General features: G+C 63.8%; 21 protein-coding genes. All 21 read right to left on the reverse strand.

Features of this window, described 5'->3' with window-relative positions; translation table 11 throughout:
- Window positions 1–2 precede the first annotated feature (2 nt).
- Complete coding sequence (gene rpsH / locus H7X47_RS07855; protein ID WP_193368105.1) at window positions 3–401, reverse strand: 30S ribosomal protein S8; 399 nt, start codon at window positions 399–401, stop codon at window positions 3–5.
- 14 nt (window positions 402–415) lie between these two features.
- Window positions 416–721 (reverse strand): 30S ribosomal protein S14, encoded by a 306-nt coding sequence (gene rpsN, locus H7X47_RS07860; protein WP_193368106.1) that lies wholly within the window; start codon window positions 719–721, stop codon window positions 416–418.
- Window positions 722–742: 21 nt separating this feature from the next.
- On the reverse strand, window positions 743–1,285 hold the full coding sequence (gene rplE, locus H7X47_RS07865; RefSeq protein WP_193368107.1) for a 50S ribosomal protein L5: 543 nt from the start codon (window positions 1,283–1,285) through the stop codon (window positions 743–745).
- 15 nt (window positions 1,286–1,300) lie between these two features.
- Entirely contained in the window at window positions 1,301–1,624 is a 324-nt protein-coding gene (rplX, locus tag H7X47_RS07870) for a 50S ribosomal protein L24 (RefSeq protein ID WP_193368108.1), read from the reverse strand.
- The gene (gene rplN, locus H7X47_RS07875) at window positions 1,624–1,992 is read right to left on the reverse strand and encodes a 50S ribosomal protein L14 (RefSeq protein ID WP_193368109.1); all 369 of its coding nucleotides are present in this window, start codon (window positions 1,990–1,992) and stop codon (window positions 1,624–1,626) included. Before rplN ends, rplX begins: the two co-directional genes overlap by 1 nt.
- Window positions 1,993–2,016: 24 nt before the next feature.
- Window positions 2,017–2,259 (reverse strand): 30S ribosomal protein S17, encoded by a 243-nt coding sequence (gene rpsQ / locus H7X47_RS07880; protein ID WP_193368110.1) that lies wholly within the window; start codon window positions 2,257–2,259, stop codon window positions 2,017–2,019.
- A gap of 11 nt (window positions 2,260–2,270) precedes the next feature.
- Entirely contained in the window at window positions 2,271–2,468 is a 198-nt protein-coding gene (gene rpmC, locus H7X47_RS07885) for a 50S ribosomal protein L29 (protein ID WP_193368111.1), read from the reverse strand.
- Between the two features lie 3 nt (window positions 2,469–2,471).
- Window positions 2,472–2,894, reverse strand: a complete 423-nt coding sequence (gene rplP / locus H7X47_RS07890; protein WP_193368112.1) for a 50S ribosomal protein L16 — start codon at window positions 2,892–2,894, stop codon at window positions 2,472–2,474.
- A gap of 54 nt (window positions 2,895–2,948) precedes the next feature.
- On the reverse strand, window positions 2,949–3,626 hold the full coding sequence (gene rpsC / locus H7X47_RS07895; protein WP_193368113.1) for a 30S ribosomal protein S3: 678 nt from the start codon (window positions 3,624–3,626) through the stop codon (window positions 2,949–2,951).
- Entirely contained in the window at window positions 3,626–4,006 is a 381-nt protein-coding gene (gene rplV, locus H7X47_RS07900) for a 50S ribosomal protein L22 (RefSeq protein ID WP_193368114.1), read from the reverse strand. The genes rpsC and rplV overlap by 1 nt, the downstream gene beginning before the upstream one ends.
- Window positions 4,007–4,010: 4 nt before the next feature.
- Window positions 4,011–4,289, reverse strand: a complete 279-nt coding sequence (gene rpsS, locus H7X47_RS07905; RefSeq protein WP_193368115.1) for a 30S ribosomal protein S19 — start codon at window positions 4,287–4,289, stop codon at window positions 4,011–4,013.
- Between the two features lie 13 nt (window positions 4,290–4,302).
- Entirely contained in the window at window positions 4,303–5,133 is an 831-nt protein-coding gene (gene rplB, locus H7X47_RS07910; RefSeq protein WP_193368116.1) for a 50S ribosomal protein L2, read from the reverse strand.
- Between the two features lie 3 nt (window positions 5,134–5,136).
- Window positions 5,137–5,469, reverse strand: coding sequence for a 50S ribosomal protein L23 (locus H7X47_RS07915; protein ID WP_193368117.1), 333 nt, complete (start codon window positions 5,467–5,469; stop codon window positions 5,137–5,139).
- Window positions 5,466–6,086 carry a 50S ribosomal protein L4 gene (gene rplD / locus H7X47_RS07920; RefSeq protein WP_193368118.1) on the reverse strand — a complete coding sequence of 207 codons (621 nt, stop codon included), beginning with the start codon at window positions 6,084–6,086 and terminating at the stop codon, window positions 5,466–5,468. Before rplD ends, H7X47_RS07915 begins: the two co-directional genes overlap by 4 nt.
- Window positions 6,087–6,088: 2 nt before the next feature.
- On the reverse strand, window positions 6,089–6,862 hold the full coding sequence (gene rplC, locus H7X47_RS07925; RefSeq protein ID WP_193368119.1) for a 50S ribosomal protein L3: 774 nt from the start codon (window positions 6,860–6,862) through the stop codon (window positions 6,089–6,091).
- Between the two features lie 4 nt (window positions 6,863–6,866).
- The gene (gene rpsJ, locus H7X47_RS07930; protein ID WP_193368120.1) at window positions 6,867–7,181 is read right to left on the reverse strand and encodes a 30S ribosomal protein S10; all 315 of its coding nucleotides are present in this window, start codon (window positions 7,179–7,181) and stop codon (window positions 6,867–6,869) included.
- 60 nt (window positions 7,182–7,241) lie between these two features.
- Window positions 7,242–8,432 (reverse strand): elongation factor Tu, encoded by a 1,191-nt coding sequence (tuf, locus tag H7X47_RS07935; protein WP_193368121.1) that lies wholly within the window; start codon window positions 8,430–8,432, stop codon window positions 7,242–7,244.
- A 61-nt stretch (window positions 8,433–8,493) separates the two neighbouring features.
- Complete coding sequence (gene fusA / locus H7X47_RS07940) at window positions 8,494–10,569, reverse strand: elongation factor G (RefSeq protein WP_193368122.1); 2,076 nt, start codon at window positions 10,567–10,569, stop codon at window positions 8,494–8,496.
- A 20-nt stretch (window positions 10,570–10,589) separates the two neighbouring features.
- Window positions 10,590–11,060, reverse strand: coding sequence for a 30S ribosomal protein S7 (rpsG, locus tag H7X47_RS07945; RefSeq protein WP_193368123.1), 471 nt, complete (start codon window positions 11,058–11,060; stop codon window positions 10,590–10,592).
- 17 nt (window positions 11,061–11,077) lie between these two features.
- The gene (rpsL, locus tag H7X47_RS07950) at window positions 11,078–11,449 is read right to left on the reverse strand and encodes a 30S ribosomal protein S12 (protein ID WP_193368124.1); all 372 of its coding nucleotides are present in this window, start codon (window positions 11,447–11,449) and stop codon (window positions 11,078–11,080) included.
- A 327-nt stretch (window positions 11,450–11,776) separates the two neighbouring features.
- Window positions 11,777–15,955 carry a DNA-directed RNA polymerase subunit beta' gene (rpoC, locus tag H7X47_RS07955; protein ID WP_193368125.1) on the reverse strand — a complete coding sequence of 1,393 codons (4,179 nt, stop codon included), beginning with the start codon at window positions 15,953–15,955 and terminating at the stop codon, window positions 11,777–11,779.
- Window positions 15,956–15,987: the final 32 nt, after the last annotated feature.

The raw sequence follows: 15,987 nt of genomic DNA on the forward strand, positions 1-15,987 counted from the left end.
CATTAGTAGACGCGGCAGAGCACTTCACCACCCACGTTCGCAGCACGCGCTTCCTGGTCGGACATGACCCCGCGCGGCGTGGACAGGATGCTGATGCCGAGGCCATTGTAGACCCGCGGCAGCTCCTTGATCTTCGAATAGACCCGGCGACCCGGACGCGAAACCCGCGAGATCTCCTGGATCACCGGTGCGCCCTCGTTGTACTTCAGCTCGATCTCGACTTCACTCAGTCCCCGATCGTCCGCTTCAGTACGATAGTCGCGGATGTAACCCTCTCGCTTCAGCACCTCAAGGACATTGGCACGCAGCTTCGAAGCCGGCGCGCGGACCTTCGACTTACCGGTCCGCTGTCCGTTGCGGATACGCGTCAGCATATCACCGAGGGGATCGCTCATAGCCATCGCCCGACTTCCTCCTACCAGCTCGACTTAACCATGCCAGGGATCTGACCGACCGAAGCCAGCTCACGCAGGGTAATGCGCGACAGCTGGAACTTACGGTAGACGCCACGCGGGCGCCCGGTCACCTGGCAGCGGTTGCGCACACGACCCTTCGTCGAATTGCGCGGCAGCTCTGCAAGCTTCAGATAGGCCTGGAAGCGCTCTTCCGGCGGCAGCGTGCGGTCACGCGCAACCTGCTTGAGCGCAGCCCGCTTCGCCGAAAAGCGGTCCACCATCTTCTTGCGGGCCTTGTTCTTCTCTACGGCACTCTTCTTCGCCATTACTTTTTCCTTCCGCCCCTCTTAGGCCCGAAACGGCATGTCGAAACCCTTGAGCAGGGCATGGGCTTCTTTGTCCGTCTTCGCGGTGGTGCAGATGATGATGTCCATGCCGCGGATCTCGTCGACGCTGTCGTAATCGATTTCCGGGAAGACGATCTGCTCCTTCAGGCCCATGGCGTAGTTGCCACGGCCGTCGAAGCTCTTGCCCGACACGCCACGGAAGTCACGCACGCGCGGCAGCGCGATGGTGATCAGGCGGTCGAGAAACTCATACATCCGCTCGCGGCGCAGGGTCACTTTGCAGCCTACCGGCATACCCTCGCGCAGCTTAAAGGTCGCGACCGACTTCTTGGCCTTGGTGACCACCGGCTGCTGGCCGGAGATCAGCGCCATTTCGTTGACGGCGGACTTGATCTTCTTGGAATCCGCCACGGCCTCACCGACACCCATGTTGATGACGATTTTCTCGAGGCGCGGCACTTCCATCGCATTCTTGTAGCCGAACTCTTCCATCATGGAAGCCTTCAACTCAGTATCATAGTGCTCTTTCAAGCGCGGTTTCATATCGCTGACCTTCGCTTAGAGATCGATTGTCTCACCGGAGCGCTTCGCGACCCGGGTCTTCTGTCCGTCCTTGTCGAACTTGTAACCGACGCGGGTCGGCTTGCTCGACTTCGGATCGATGAGGGCCACATTGGAAATGTGGACCGAAGCTTCCTTCTCGACGATGCCGCCAGGCGACATCTGGGAGGGCGCGGTGTGGCGCTTGACCATGTTGACGCCTTGGACCAGGACGCGGTCGTCTTCGCGCAGCACGCGCAGGACCTCGCCTTCCTTGCCCTTGTCGCGGCCGGTGGTCACGACCACCTTGTCGCCCTTCTTGATCTTGAACTTCTTGGCCATCACAGCACCTCAGGGGCCAGAGAGATGATCTTCATGAAATTCTTGGCACGAAGCTCACGCGTCACCGGGCCGAAGATACGGGTGCCGATCGGCTCACCCTGCTTGTTGATCAGCACCGCCGCGTTGTTATCGAAGCGGATGGTGCTGCCGTCGTTGCGGTGAATTTCCTTCGCCGTACGAACGATCACAGCCTGGTGGACGTCGCCCTTCTTCACGCGACCGCGCGGAATGGCTTCTTTCACCGAGACGACGATCACGTCACCGACGCCCGCCGTCTTGCGCTTCGAGCCGCCAAGCACCTTGATGCACTGCACGCGGCGCGCACCCGAATTGTCGGCGACGTCGAGCTGGGTCTGCATCTGGATCATCGGTCCTGCCCTTTCCTAGCTCTGCTAAGCCGCCTGTTCGCCGGTCACCACTTCCCAAGTCTTGGACTTGGAAATGGGACGGCACTCGCGAATCCGCACCGTGTCGCCGACGTGGCAGCTATTGCCCTCGTCGTGGGCACGGTACTTCTTCGACAGCTTGATGAATTTCTTGTAGACCGGGTGCATGACGCGACGCTCGACCAAGACGGTAATCGTCTTGTCGCCCTTATCGCTCACCACCACACCTTGCAAGATCCGACGCGGCATAGCCGTTACTCCTAAGACGCCGCCTGCTGCTTATCGCGCAGGATCGTTTTGATTCGCGCGATATCGCGGCGAACCTGCCGCACGCGCGCCGTATTTTCCAGCTGACCGCTCGCCTGCTGGAAGCGCAGGTTGAACTGCTCCTTCCGCAAGCCGACCAGCGACTCCTTCAACTCGTCAGCGGACTTGGTCCGCAGATCTTCTGCCTTCATGACTTAGTGCTCCTCACCGCCGAGGCGGGTGATGAACTTGGTGTTAACCGGCAGCTTCGCGGCGGCCAGCGTAAAGGCCTCGCGTGCCAGATCCTGGGGAACGCCCTCGAGCTCGAAGAGAACCCGGCCGGGCTTCACCCGCGCGGCCCACCATTCCGGCGAGCCTTTACCCTTACCCTGGCGGACTTCCGCCGGCTTGGAGGAGACCGGGACGTCCGGGAAGACGCGGATCCACAGCTTGCCGACGCGCTTCATGTGGCGCGTGATCGTGCGGCGGGCGGCCTCGATCTGCCGCGCCGAGACGCGGCCCGGGCTGGTCGCCTTCAAACCGTAGGCGCCAAAGTTCAGCTGCGTGCCGCCCTTGGCCTTGCCGTGGATACGGCCCTTGTGGGCCTTCCGGTACTTAGTTCGTTTCGGCTGCAACATAACCGTCGTTCCTCAAAACTTCTCGTCGCCCAAGCGGCCCTAGCGCGCCGCCCCTTACCTCGCGGTTTGGGCTTCCTGCGCCCGCTTGTCCTGCGCCATCGGGTCGTGGGCCAGGATCTCGCCCTTGAAAACCCAGACCTTGACGCCGCAGGCGCCGTAGGTGGTCTTCGCCGTCGCCTCGCCGTAGTCGACGTCGGCGCGCAGCGTGTGCAGGGGCACGCGGCCTTCGCGGTACCACTCGGTCCGCGCGATTTCCGCACCGCCCAGACGGCCGCCGCAGTTGATGCGGATGCCGTTGGCGCCCAGACGCATGGCCGACTGCACGGCCCGCTTCATGGCGCGGCGGAAAGCGACACGGCGCTCAAGCTGGTTGGCGATATTCTCGGCCACCAGCGTGGCGTCGATCTCCGGCTTGCGGATCTCGACGATGTTCAGGTGCACCTCGCTGCCGGTCATGGCCTGCAGCGCCGAGCGCAGCTTCTCGATGTCCGCGCCCTTCTTGCCGATGACGACGCCGGGACGCGCGGTGTGGATCGTGATGCGTGCCTTCTTGGCCGGCCGCTCGATGACGATGCGCGACACGCCCGCCTGCTGCAGACGCTTGCGCAGGTACTTGCGGATGCGCAGGTCCTCGTGCAGCAGGTCCGCGTAGTTGTCGTCCGCGAACCAGCGGGAATCCCAGGTGCGGTTGATGCCCAGCCGAAGGCCGATCGGATTAACTTTTTGACCCATTACGCCGTTTCCTCGCGCTCACGGACCACCACGGTGAGGCGGCTCCAGGGCTTCTCGATTCTTCCAGCGCGGCCGCGCGCCCGTGCGCGGAAACGCTTCATGACAAAGCTCTTGCCGGCAGTCGCCTCGGCCACATAGAGCCGGTCGACGTCGAGCTGATGATTGTTCTCCGCGTTGGCGATGGCCGACTGCAGAGCCTTCTTCACGTCGTTGGCGATGCGGCGCTTCGAAAAGGTCAGCTCCGCCAGGGCCTGCTCGGCGCTCTTGCCGCGGATCGACTGCGCCACCAGGTTCAGCTTCTGCGCGCTGGTGCGCAGGTTGCGGACCACGGCGCGCGCTTCGTTCTCGGCCAGCTGACCGGGATGTTTCGGCTTACCCATGGACTTAGCCCCTCTTGGCCTTCTTATCCGCCGCGTGCCCGAAGAAGGTGCGCGTCGGCGCGAACTCGCCGAACTTGTGGCCCACCATGTTTTCGGTCACCAGGACCGGCAGGAACTTCTTGCCGTTGTACACACCGAACGTCAGACCGACGAACTGCGGCATGATGGTCGAGCGACGGGACCAGGTTTTGATGATCTCGTTGCGACCCGAACCGCGCGATGCCTCTGCCTTTTTCAGCAGATAGCTGTCGACGAACGGACCCTTCCAAACAGAGCGTGACACTGCCTTCGCTCCCTTAGCGCTTCTTGTGACGACGACGCACGATCAGCGCGTTCGTCTTCTTGTTACGACGGGTCTTGGCACCCTTGGTCGGCTTGCCCCAGGGGGTCACCGGGTGACGGCCGCCCGAGGTCCGGCCCTCACCACCACCGTGCGGGTGATCGACCGGGTTCATGGCCACGCCGCGCACCGCCGGCCGCTTGCCGGTCCAGCGCTTGCGGCCCGCCTTGCCCAGCTTGGCGTTGGCCTGGTCCGGATTGGACACCGCGCCGATGGAGGCCATGCACTCGGCCCGCACCATGCGCACTTCGCCGGAGCCGAGGCGCAGCAGGGCGTAGCCGGCGTCGCGCCCGACCAGCTGCACATAAGTGCCCGCCGAGCGCGCGATCTGGCCGCCCTTGCCCGGCTTCATCTCCACGTTGTGGACGATGGTGCCGACCGGAATGGAGGCCAGCGGCATGGCGTTGCCCGGCTTGATGTCCGCCTTCTCGCCGGAGATCACCTGGTCGCCGATCGCCAGGCGCTGCGGCGCCAGGATGTAGCTCTGCTCACCATCCTCGTACTTCACCAGGGCGATGAAGGCGCTGCGGTTCGGATCGTACTCCAGGCGCTCGACCGTGGCCGGCACGTCGAACTTGCGGCGCTTGAAATCGACAATGCGATACAGCCGCTTGTGGCCGCCGCCGCGACGCCGCGCCGTGATGCGGCCGGTGTTGTTGCGGCCGCCCTTCTTGGTCAGGCCCTCGGTCAGCTTCTTGACCGGCGCGCCCTTCCAGAGGTCACCACGGTCCACCAGCACGAGGTTGCGGCGGCCCGGAGTCGTCGGATTGAAATTCTTAAGCGCCATCGCTTAGATCCCCGTGGTCACGTCGATGCTGTGACCTTCGTCCAGAGTCACAAATGCCTTCTTCACGTCGGAGCGCTTGCCCTTCAGGCCGCGGAAACGCTTCACCTTGCCCTTGTTGCGCAGGGTGTTCACCGCCTTGACCTTGACCTTGAAGATCTCCTCGATCGCGGCCTTGATCTCCGGCTTGGTGGCGTCCAGCGGCACCACGAAGGTGATCTGGTTGTGCTCCGAGCCCAGGGTGGACTTTTCCGTCACCACCGGGTGGCGGATCACTTCGTACATCCGCTCCGACGATACCTTGGTCGTCTCATTCTTGAATGCGCGTGCCCGGCTCATTTCAGTCGCGCCTCCAACGCTTCCACCGCGCCCTTGGTCAGCACCAGGGTGTCGCGGCGCAGAATGTCGTACACATTGGCGCCCTGCTGCGGCAGCACGTCGACCAGCGGCAGGTTGCGCGCCGCCTTGGCGAAACCGCCGTCGACCTGGGCGCCGTCGATGATCAGCACCGAGGACCAGCCCAGCGCGGCGAACTTCTTCGCCAGCTCACTGGTCTTGGGCTCCTTCACCGCCGCGTCTTCCAGCACCACCAGCTTGCCTTCGGCAGCCTTGGTGGAGAGCGCGGTCTTGAGGCCCAGTTGGCGAACCTTCTTGGTCAGCTCGTGGCTGTGGTCGCGCACCACCGGGCCGAAGACGGTGCCACCGCCGCGACGCTGGGTGGTGCGAGCCGAGCCCATGCGCGCGTTGCCGGTGCCCTTCTGGCGAAAGAGCTTACGGGTCGAGCCCGCGACTTCACCGCGGGTTTTCACCTTGTGCGTGCCGGCGCGGCGCTTCGCGAGCTGCCACTTCACCACGCGCGCAAGGATGTCCTGACGCGGCGAAAGCCCGAAGACGGAATCGTCGAGATCGATCTCGCCCGCCTTCTTATTGTCGAGTGTCGTAACCGGACACTTCATGGCTACTGATCCTTCTTATCCTCAGCCGGCGCGTCGGCAGACGCCTCGGCCGCCACTTCCGGCGCCTCTTCGGGGGCCGCTTCCGGCTGCTCCGCTTCCGGCTGGCTCTTCAGGCCGGCCGGATAGGGGACTTCCTCGGGACGGCTGCGCTTCACGGCGTCACGCACCATGACCCAGCTGCCCTCGGCGCCCGGCACCGCACCACGCACCAGAATCAGGCCCCGGTCCTCGTCGATCGAGACCACTTCCAGGTTCTGGGTGGTAACCCGACGGTCGCCCATGTGGCCGGCCATCTTCTTACCCTTGAACACGCGGCCCGGGTCCTGGCTGTTACCGGTCGAACCGTGCGAACGGTGCGAAATCGACACGCCGTGGCTGGCACGCAGGCCGCTGAAGTTGTGCCGCTTCATGGCACCGGCGAAACCCTTACCGATCGAAGTGCCGGTCACGTCAACGCGCTGGCCGGCAACGAAATGGGCCGCCGACAGCTCCTGCCCGACCTCGAGCAGCGCGTCGTTGGAGACGCGGAACTCGGCCAGCCGGCGCTTCGGTTCCACCTTCGCCTTGGCGTAGTGGCCGCGCATCGGCTTGGAAACGCGATTCGCCTTGGCCTTGGCCGCACCCAGCTGCACGGCGTCATAGCCGTCCTTCTCAGCGGTGCGGACCGCCACCACCTGGCAATCCTTCATCTGCAGAACGGTGACCGGCACGTTCTCGCCTTCCGGCGTGAAAACGCGGGTCATGCCCATCTTCTGCGCAATCAGACCAGTCCGCATTACCCTAGCCCTTCAGCTTGATCTCGACGTCGACGCCGGCGGCGAGGTCGAGCTTCATCAGCGCGTCCACCGTCTGCGGGGTCGGATCGACGATGTCGAGCAGCCGCTTGTGCGTCCGGATCTCGAACTGCTCGCGGCTCTTCTTGTCGATGTGCGGCGAGCGCAGCACCGTGAACTTCTCGATCCGGGTCGGAAGCGGAATCGGGCCGCGCACCTGCGCACCGGTTCTCTTCGCCGTGCCCACGATCTCCGAGGTCGACTGGTCGAGCACACGGTGATCGAAAGCCTTCAGGCGAATGCGAATATCTTGGCTGTCCATTTTCAGCGCCATCCAAAATTCAACGCCGGCCCGGAATTGGGCCGGCGTTTCTCAAGTTACTTACTTTTCGATACCGGCGACGACGCCCGCGCCGACGGTACGGCCGCCTTCGCGGATGGCGAAGCGCAGGCCCTCGTCCATGGCGATCGGCGCGATCAGCTCGACGCTCATCGTCACGTTGTCGCCCGGCATCACCATCTCCGTGCCTTCCGGCAGCGTCACAACGCCCGTCACGTCCGTCGTGCGGAAGTAGAACTGCGGGCGGTAGTTGGTGAAGAACGGGGTATGACGGCCACCCTCTTCCTTCGTCAGGATGTAGGCTTCCGCCTTGAAGTTCGTGTGCGGGGTGATCGAGCCCGGCTTGGCCAGAACCTGGCCGCGCTCAACGTCCTCACGGCCAACGCCGCGCAGCAGCGCGCCGATGTTGTCGCCCGCCTCGCCCGAGTCCAGCAGCTTGCGGAACATCTCGACGCCCGTGCAGGTCGTCTTCTGCGTGTCGCGGATGCCGACAATCTCGATCTCGTCGCCGACCTTCACGATGCCGCTCTCAACGCGGCCCGTCACAACCGTGCCACGGCCCGAAATCGAGAAAACGTCCTCGATCGGCATCAGGAACGGCTTGTCCTTCGGACGGTCCGGCTGCGGGATGTAGGCGTCAACCTCTTCCATCAGCTTCAGGATCGCCTGCTTGCCGATCTCCTCGTTGGTGCCCTCCAGCGCCGCCAGCGCCGAACCCTTCACAATCGGAATGTCGTCGCCCGGGAAGTCGTAGGACGACAGAAGCTCGCGGATCTCAAGCTCGACAAGCTCCAGCAGCTCCTCGTCGTCGACCTGGTCCACCTTGTTCATGAACACAACGATCGCCGGAACGCCAACCTGGCGCGCCAGCAGAATGTGCTCGCGCGTCTGCGGCATCGGACCGTCAGCCGCCGAAACCACCAGGATCGCACCGTCCATCTGCGCCGCGCCCGTGATCATGTTCTTCACGTAGTCGGCGTGGCCCGGGCAGTCGACGTGCGCGTAGTGACGGTTCGCCGTCTCGTACTCAACGTGCGCCGTCGAAATCGTGATCCCGCGCGCCTTCTCCTCCGGCGCCTTGTCGATCTGGTCGTAAGCCGAGAACGTGGCACCGCCACTCTCCGCCAAAACCTTCGTAATCGCCGCCGTCAGCGTCGTCTTACCGTGGTCAACGTGGCCAATCGTACCTACGTTGCAGTGCGGCTTTGTCCGCTCAAACTTTTCCTTCGCCATCGGTCTTACTTCTCCGTAACTCGGCTTTGACTGCTCGTTCTGGCTTAAACTCGGGCCTAACTCAGGCCAACTTGGAGACCACTTCGTCGGCCACCGCCTGCGGGACCTTCTCGTAGTGGTCGAAAACCATCGTGTACTGGGCGCGGCCCTGACTCATGGAGCGCAGGTTGTTCACGTAGCCGAACATATTGGCCAGCGGCACCATGGCGTTGATCACCTGGGCGTTGCCGCGGCTGTCCATGCCCTGAACCATGCCGCGCCGGCTGTTCAGGTCGCCGATGATGTCGCCCATGTACTCTTCCGGGGTCACCACCTCGACCTTCATCATCGGCTCCAGCAGCACCGGGCCCGACTTCGGCACGCCCTCGCGGAAAGCGGCGCGCGACGCGATTTCGAAGGCCAGGACGCTGGAGTCGACGTCGTGGCTCGCGCCGTCGGTCAGCGTCACCTTGAAGTCGATCATCGGGAAGCCGGCCAGGACGCCCGTCTCCATCGCGGAGTTGAGGCCCTTTTCGACGCCCGGGATGAACTCCCTCGGCACCGCGCCACCGGTGATGGCGTTCTCGAAGACGAAACCCTCGCCCGGCTCCAGCGGCTCGAAGACCAGCTTGATGCGGGCGAACTGACCGGAACCACCGGTCTGCTTCTTATGGGTGTAGTCGATCTCGGACTGGCGGGTGATGGTCTCGCGGTAGGCCACCTGCGGGGCGCCCACGTTGGCGTCGACCTTGAACTCGCGGCGCATGCGATCGACGATGATGTCGAGGTGCAGTTCGCCCATGCCCTTGATGACGGTCTGGCCGCTCTCGGCGTCGGTCGAGACGCGGAAGGAGGGATCCTCCTGGGCCAGACGGCTCAGGGCCACACCCATCTTCTCCTGGTCGCTCTTGGTCTTCGGCTCCACCGCCACCTCGATGACGGGATCGGGGAATTCCATGCGCTCCAGAATGATCGGGTTCTGCGCGTCGCACAGCGTCTCACCCGTGGTCGTGCTCTTGAGGCCCGCGATGGCGACGATGTCGCCGGCATGGGCCTCCTTGATGTCCTCACGGTGATTGGAGTGCATCTGCAGCATACGGCCGACGCGCTCGCGCTGCCCCTTCACCGAGTTCAGGATCTGAGTGCCCGTGGTGATCACGCCGGAGTAGACCCGCACGAAGGTCAGCGAACCGACGAAGGGGTCGGTCATGATTTTGAAGGCCAGGCCCGCGGCCGGCGCGTCGTCGCTGGACGGACGGGTCTCGATGTCCTCCGAGTCCGGCTTCACGCCCTTGACGTCCGGCACTTCCACCGGCGAGGGCAGATAGTCGACCACGGCGTCCAGCAGCGGTTGCACGCCCTTGTTCTTGAAGGCCGTACCGTTCAGCACCGGCACGAAGGCCAGGCTGCAGGTGCCCTTGCGGATGCACTTCTTGAGGGTCTCCTCGTCGGGCTCGTTGCCCTCGAGGTAGGCCTCCATGGCGGCGTCGTCCTGCTCGACCGCCAGCTCAATCATCTTCTCGCGGTACTCGGCGGCCTTGTCGGCCAGGTCGGCCGGAATGTCCTGCTCCTCGAACTGGGCACCCAGCGACTCGTCCAGCCAGACAATGGCCTTCATCGAAATCAGATCGATGACGCCCTTGAAGTCGGCCTCGGCGCCCAGCGGCAGCTGCAGCACCATCGGCTGCGCGCCCAGACGGTCCACGATCATGTCGACGCAGCGATAGAAGTCGGCGCCGGTGCGGTCCATCTTGTTGACGAAGCAGATACGCGGAACTTTGTACTTATCGGCCTGACGCCAGACCGTCTCCGACTGCGGCTCGACACCGGCCACGGAATCGAACACCGCCACGGCGCCGTCCAGCACGCGCAGCGAGCGCTCCACCTCAATGGTGAAGTCGACGTGACCCGGGGTGTCGATGATGTTGATCCGGTGGTCCTTCCAGAAGCAGGTCGTCGCCGCGGAGGTAATGGTGATACCGCGTTCCTGCTCCTGCTCCATCCAGTCCATGGTGGCGTTGCCATCGTGGACTTCACCGATCTTGTGGGAGACACCGGTGTAGTAGAGGACGCGCTCCGTCGTCGTGGTCTTACCGGCATCAATGTGAGCCATGATGCCGATGTTACGGTAGCGGTCGAGAGGGGTTGTGCGTGCCATGACGGTCTACTCTTCGTGGGTTACCAGCGGTAGTGCGAGAAGGCCTTGTTGGCCTCGGCCATACGGTGGGTGTCTTCCCGCTTCTTGACTGCCGAACCCCTGTTATTTGACGCGTCCATTAGTTCACCGGCCAGACGCTCGGTCATCGTCAGCTCCGAGCGGGCGCGGGAGGCGTTGATCAGCCAGCGGATGGCAAGCGCCTGTCCGCGGTCGTGACGCACCTCGACCGGCACCTGGTAGGTGGCGCCGCCGACACGGCGGGAACGCACCTCGATTTCCGGCTTCACATTGTCCAGGGCCTCGTGGAACACACGAACCGGGTCCTGGCTGCCGCGCTCCTGAACACGATCGAGCGCGCCATAGACGATGCCTTCGGCGACGGACTTCTTGCCGTCGAACATAAGGCAATTCATGAACTTGCTGAGAACGACGTCGCCGAATTTCGGATCGGGCAACACTTCCCGTTTTTCGGCGCGATGACGGCGAGACATGCCTCTTCTCTCCTACCTTACTTCGGCCGCTTGGCGCCGTATTTCGAACGGCGCTGACGGCGATCCTTCACGCCCTGGGTATCCAGCGTGCCACGGATGATGTGGTAGCGAACGCCAGGCAGGTCCTTCACACGGCCGCCACGGATCATGACCACCGAGTGTTCCTGGAGGTTGTGACCCTCGCCAGGAATGTAGCTGGTGACCTCGAAACCGTTGGTCAGGCGCACGCGGGCGACCTTACGAAGAGCCGAGTTCGGCTTCTTCGGCGTCGTGGTGTAGACGCGGGTGCAGACACCGCGCTTCTGCGGGCAGGCCTCCAGGGCCGGCACCTTGTTGCGCGCAACCTCAGGTTTGCGCGGCTTACGGATCAACTGGTTGATCGTTGGCATTAGCTTTCCTATGCGCCCGTTTTTCGAGACAAAGCACCGCAAAGGCCGAAGGCTCGGCCCTGCGGATGCGAAAACGCCGTCGAAAACAGCTTGCCTAAAATTTCATTACCGTAATCGCCAGGGACTGCGTCTAGACCGCAACGGGCCTACCACCAGCCCCCCGAAAGGTTGGCGCAATATATTGATGCGCCTATGCCCCGTCAAGCACGTTAAGCCAAGGAAACCTTACTTTATCGGAGGCTTCCAAGGATGCGCCGCAATCGGGATCGACGGCAACTTAATTTCCCGATCGCGGCGCAATTTGGAACAAACTTACTCTTGTGGCCGTCAGGCCACCGAGGTCTCCTCCTCGGAAACCTCCGACTCGGCGCCGCTGGCCAGAGCCGCCTGCTCGCGCTCCTCAATCAGCTCGCGATCACGGGCTGCAGCGATTCGCTTCAGGCGGTTCATGACCGAGCCGGTACCGGCCGGGATCAGGCGACCGACGATGACGTTCTCCTTGAGGCCGATCAGGCGGTCTTCCTTGCCGTGGGTCGCCGCTTCCGTCAGCACCCGGGTGGTCTCCTGGAAGGAGGCAGCCGAGATGAAGGAGCGGGTCTGCAGGCTGGCCTTGGTGATGCCCTGGAGGACAGGGCTGCCGCTGGCGGCCTTGCCGCCGTCGGCGATCACCTTGTCGTTGACCGCGTCGAACTCGTCGCGGTCGACCTGCTCGCCGACCAGCAGGGTCGTATCGCCGCCGTCGTGGATCTCGACCTTCTGCAGCATCTGGCGGACGATCACCTCGATGTGCTTGTCGTTGATCTTCACGCCCTGCAGGCGGTAGACGCTCTGGATCTCGTCGATCAGGTAGTCCGCCAGGGCCTCGACGCCGAGGACCTCGAGGATGTCGTGCGGTACCGGGTTACCGTCAAGCAGCATATCGCCGACCTGGACGAAGTCGCCCTCCTGGACCGAGATGTGCTTGCCCTTCGGGATCAGGTATTCGCGCGGCTCGGCATCCTCGCCCTCCGGCACCACGACGATGCGGCGCTTGGTCTTGTAATCCTTGCCGAATTCGACGCGCCCCTCGATATCGCTGATGATGGCGTAGTCCTTCGGCTTGCGGGCCTCGAAGAGTTCGGCCACCCGCGGCAGACCGCCGGTGATATCGCGTGTCTTGGAGGATTCCCGCGGAATACGGGCCAGCACGTCGCCCGCCCTCACGAGGGCGCCGTTGTCGACCGAGAGGATGGCGTCGACCGACATGAAGTAACGCGCCTCCATGCCGTTGGCCAGGGTCACCACCTCGCCCTTTTCATCGCGCAGGGTCACACGCGGCTTCAGGTCGTTGCCGCGCGGCTGCTGCTTCCAGTCGATGACCACGCGGTTGGAAATGCCGGTGGTCTCGTCCATCACCTCGCGCATCGAGGTGCCCTCGATGAGGTCGACGTAGTTCACCGTGCCCTCGCGCTCGGTGATGATGGGGATGGTGTAGGGGTCCCATTCGGCCAGCTTGTCGCCGACCTTGACCTCTTTCCCGTCGTCGACCAGCAGCTTGGCGCCGTAGGGCACGCGGTGACGGGCCCGCTCGCGCTGCTTCTCGTCCAGCAGCACGACCTCCAGGTTGCGGCCCATGACCACCGGGATACCGTCGGAGTTCATGACCACGTTGCGGTTGGCGATCTTGATGCTGGCGTCGAAGCCGGCCTCGACCGAGGACTGCTCGGCGCCACGCTGCGCCGCGCCGCCGATGTGGAAGGTCCGCATGGTCAGCTGGGTGCCCGGCTCGCCGATCGACTGGGCCGCGATCACACCGACCGCCTCGCCCACGTTGACCTTCGTGCCGCGCGCCAGGTCACGGCCGTAGCAGGCGCCACACATTCCGCCAACCGACTCGCACATCAGCGCGGAGCGGATGAAGATGGTGTCGATGCCGGCCCGCTCGATGGCGTCGATCTTGTCTTCCTCGACCAGCTCGCCGCGCTTCAGGATGACGTCGCCCGACAGCGGGTCGACGATGTCTTCCTGGGCCGTGCGGCCAAGGATGCGCTCGCCCAGGGAGGCGATGACCTCGCCGCCGTCGACCACCGCGGAAACGGTGAGGCCCTTCTCGGTGCCGCAGTCGTCCTCGATGATGATGGCGTCCTGCGCGACGTCCACCAGGCGGCGGGTCAGGTAGCCTGAGTTCGCCGTCTTCAGGGCGGTGTCGGCCAAGCCCTTGCGGGCGCCGTGGGTGGAGTTGAAGTACTCCAGCACGGTAAGGCCTTCCTTGAAGTTCGAGATAATCGGCGTCTCGATGATCTCGCCCGACGGCTTGGCCATGAGGCCGCGCATGCCGGCGAGCTGCTTGATCTGCGCCGCCGAACCACGGGCGCCGGAGTCGGCCATCATGTAGACGGCGTTGACGTCGCGCCCCGCGGTCCCGGAGATGACCTTCATCATCTCGTCGGCCACCCGGTCGGTGCACTGCGACCAGACATCGACCACCTTGTTGTACTTCTCGCCCTGGGTGATCAGGCCGTCGAGGTACTGCTGCTCGAACTCCTTCACCTTGGCCTGGGCCTCTTCCACCAGACCCTGCTTGGCGTCCGGGATCATGAGGTCGTCCTTGCCGAAGGAGATGCCGGCCTTGCAGGCGTAGCCGAAGCCCAGCGACATGATGCGGTCACAGAAGATGACCGTGTCCTTCTGGCCGCAGTGGCGATAGACGATGTCGATCAGCTCGGTGATTTCCTTCTTGGTCAGCACCTTGTTGAGCAAGCTGAAGGGCACGTTCGGGTGACGCGGCAGCACCTCGGACAGCTTCATGCGGCCCGGGGTGGTGTCGACGATCACGCGGATCGGATTGCCCTCGGGGTCGACCGTGTGATAGCGCGCCTTCACCTTGGCGTGCAGGCTGACGGCGCCGCTGGCGAGCGCGTGCTCGATCTCGCCCATGTCGCCGAACATCATGCCTTCGCCCTGCTCGCCTTCGGCCTCCATCGACAGGTAGTAGATACCCAGAACGATGTCCTGCGACGGCACGATGATCGGCTTGCCGTTGGCCGGCGACAGGATGTTGTTCGTCGACATCATGAGGACACGGGCTTCGAGCTGGGCCTCCAGCGACAGCGGCACGTGAACCGCCATCTGGTCGCCGTCGAAGTCGGCGTTGAAGGCGGTGCAGACCAGCGGGTGCAGCTGGATCGCCTTGCCCTCGATCAGCACCGGCTCGAAGGCCTGGATGCCGAGGCGGTGCAGCGTCGGCGCGCGGTTCAGCAGCACCGGATGCTCGCGGATCACCTCTTCCAGAATGTCCCAGACCTCGGGACGCTCCTTCTCCACCATGCGCTTGGCCGCCTTGATGGTGGAGGCCATGTTGTAGAGTTCGAGCTTGGAGTAGATGAAGGGCTTGAACAGCTCCAGCGCCATCTTCTTCGGCAGGCCGCACTGATGGAGTTTCAGTTCGGGACCGACCACGATGACCGAGCGGCCGGAGTAGTCGACGCGCTTGCCGAGCAGGTTCTGACGGAAGCGGCCCTGCTTGCCCTTCAGCATGTCGGACAGCGACTTCAGCGGCCGCTTGTTGGCGCCCGTGATGACGCGGCCGCGGCGGCCGTTGTCGAACAGGGCGTCGACGGCCTCCTGCAGCATGCGCTTTTCATTGCGCACGATGATGTCCGGCGCGCGCAGCTCGATCAGGCGCTTCAGGCGGTTGTTGCGGTTGATGACCCGGCGATAGAGATCGTTGAGGTCGGAGGTCGCGAAGCGGCCGCCGTCCAGCGGCACCAGCGGGCGCAGCTCGGGCGGGATCACCGGCACGACGTCGAGGATCATCCACTCCGGACGGGCGCCGGACTCGAGGAAGGCCTCGATCAGCTTCAGGCGCTTGACCAGCTTCTTGCGCTTGGCCTCGGAACCGGTCTCGCGCAGTTCCTCACGCACGTCGACGCGCTCCTCCTCCAGTTCCAGGGAGGAGAGCATCTTCTTCATGGCTTCGGCGCCGATCATCGCCTCGAAGGCGTCCTCGCCGTACTCTTCCTGGGCGGTGAGGAACTCCTCCTCGCTCATCAGCTGATGCATCTTCAGCGGCGTCAGGCCGGGCTCGACCACGACGAAATACTCGAAGTAGAGCACCCGCTCCAGGTCCTTCAGGGTCATGTCGAGCAGCAGGCCGATGCGGCTCGGCAGCGACTTCAGGAACCAGATGTGCGCCACCGGGCTGGCCAGTTCGATGTGACCCATGCGCTCGCGGCGCACCTTGGACAGGGTGACCTCGACGCCGCACTTCTCGCAGATGATGCCGCGATACTTCATGCGCTTGTACTTGCCGCAGAGGCACTCGTAGTCCTTGATCGGACCAAAGATGCGGGCGCAGAACAGGCCGTCCCGCTCCGGCTTGAAGGTGCGGTAGTTGATGGTCTCCGGCTTCTTGATCTCGCCGTAGGACCAGGACCGGATGCGCTCAGGGCTGGCGATCGAAATACGGATCTGATCGAAGCTCTGAGGGCCGGTCGGCTGGCCGAAAATGTTCATCAACTCTGACATCGGTTTCTCCCGATTAAGTATTTGGTTGAGCA

This window comes from Pelagibius marinus (assembly GCF_014925385.1).
Lineage (GTDB): Bacteria > Pseudomonadota > Alphaproteobacteria > Kiloniellales > Kiloniellaceae > Pelagibius > Pelagibius marinus.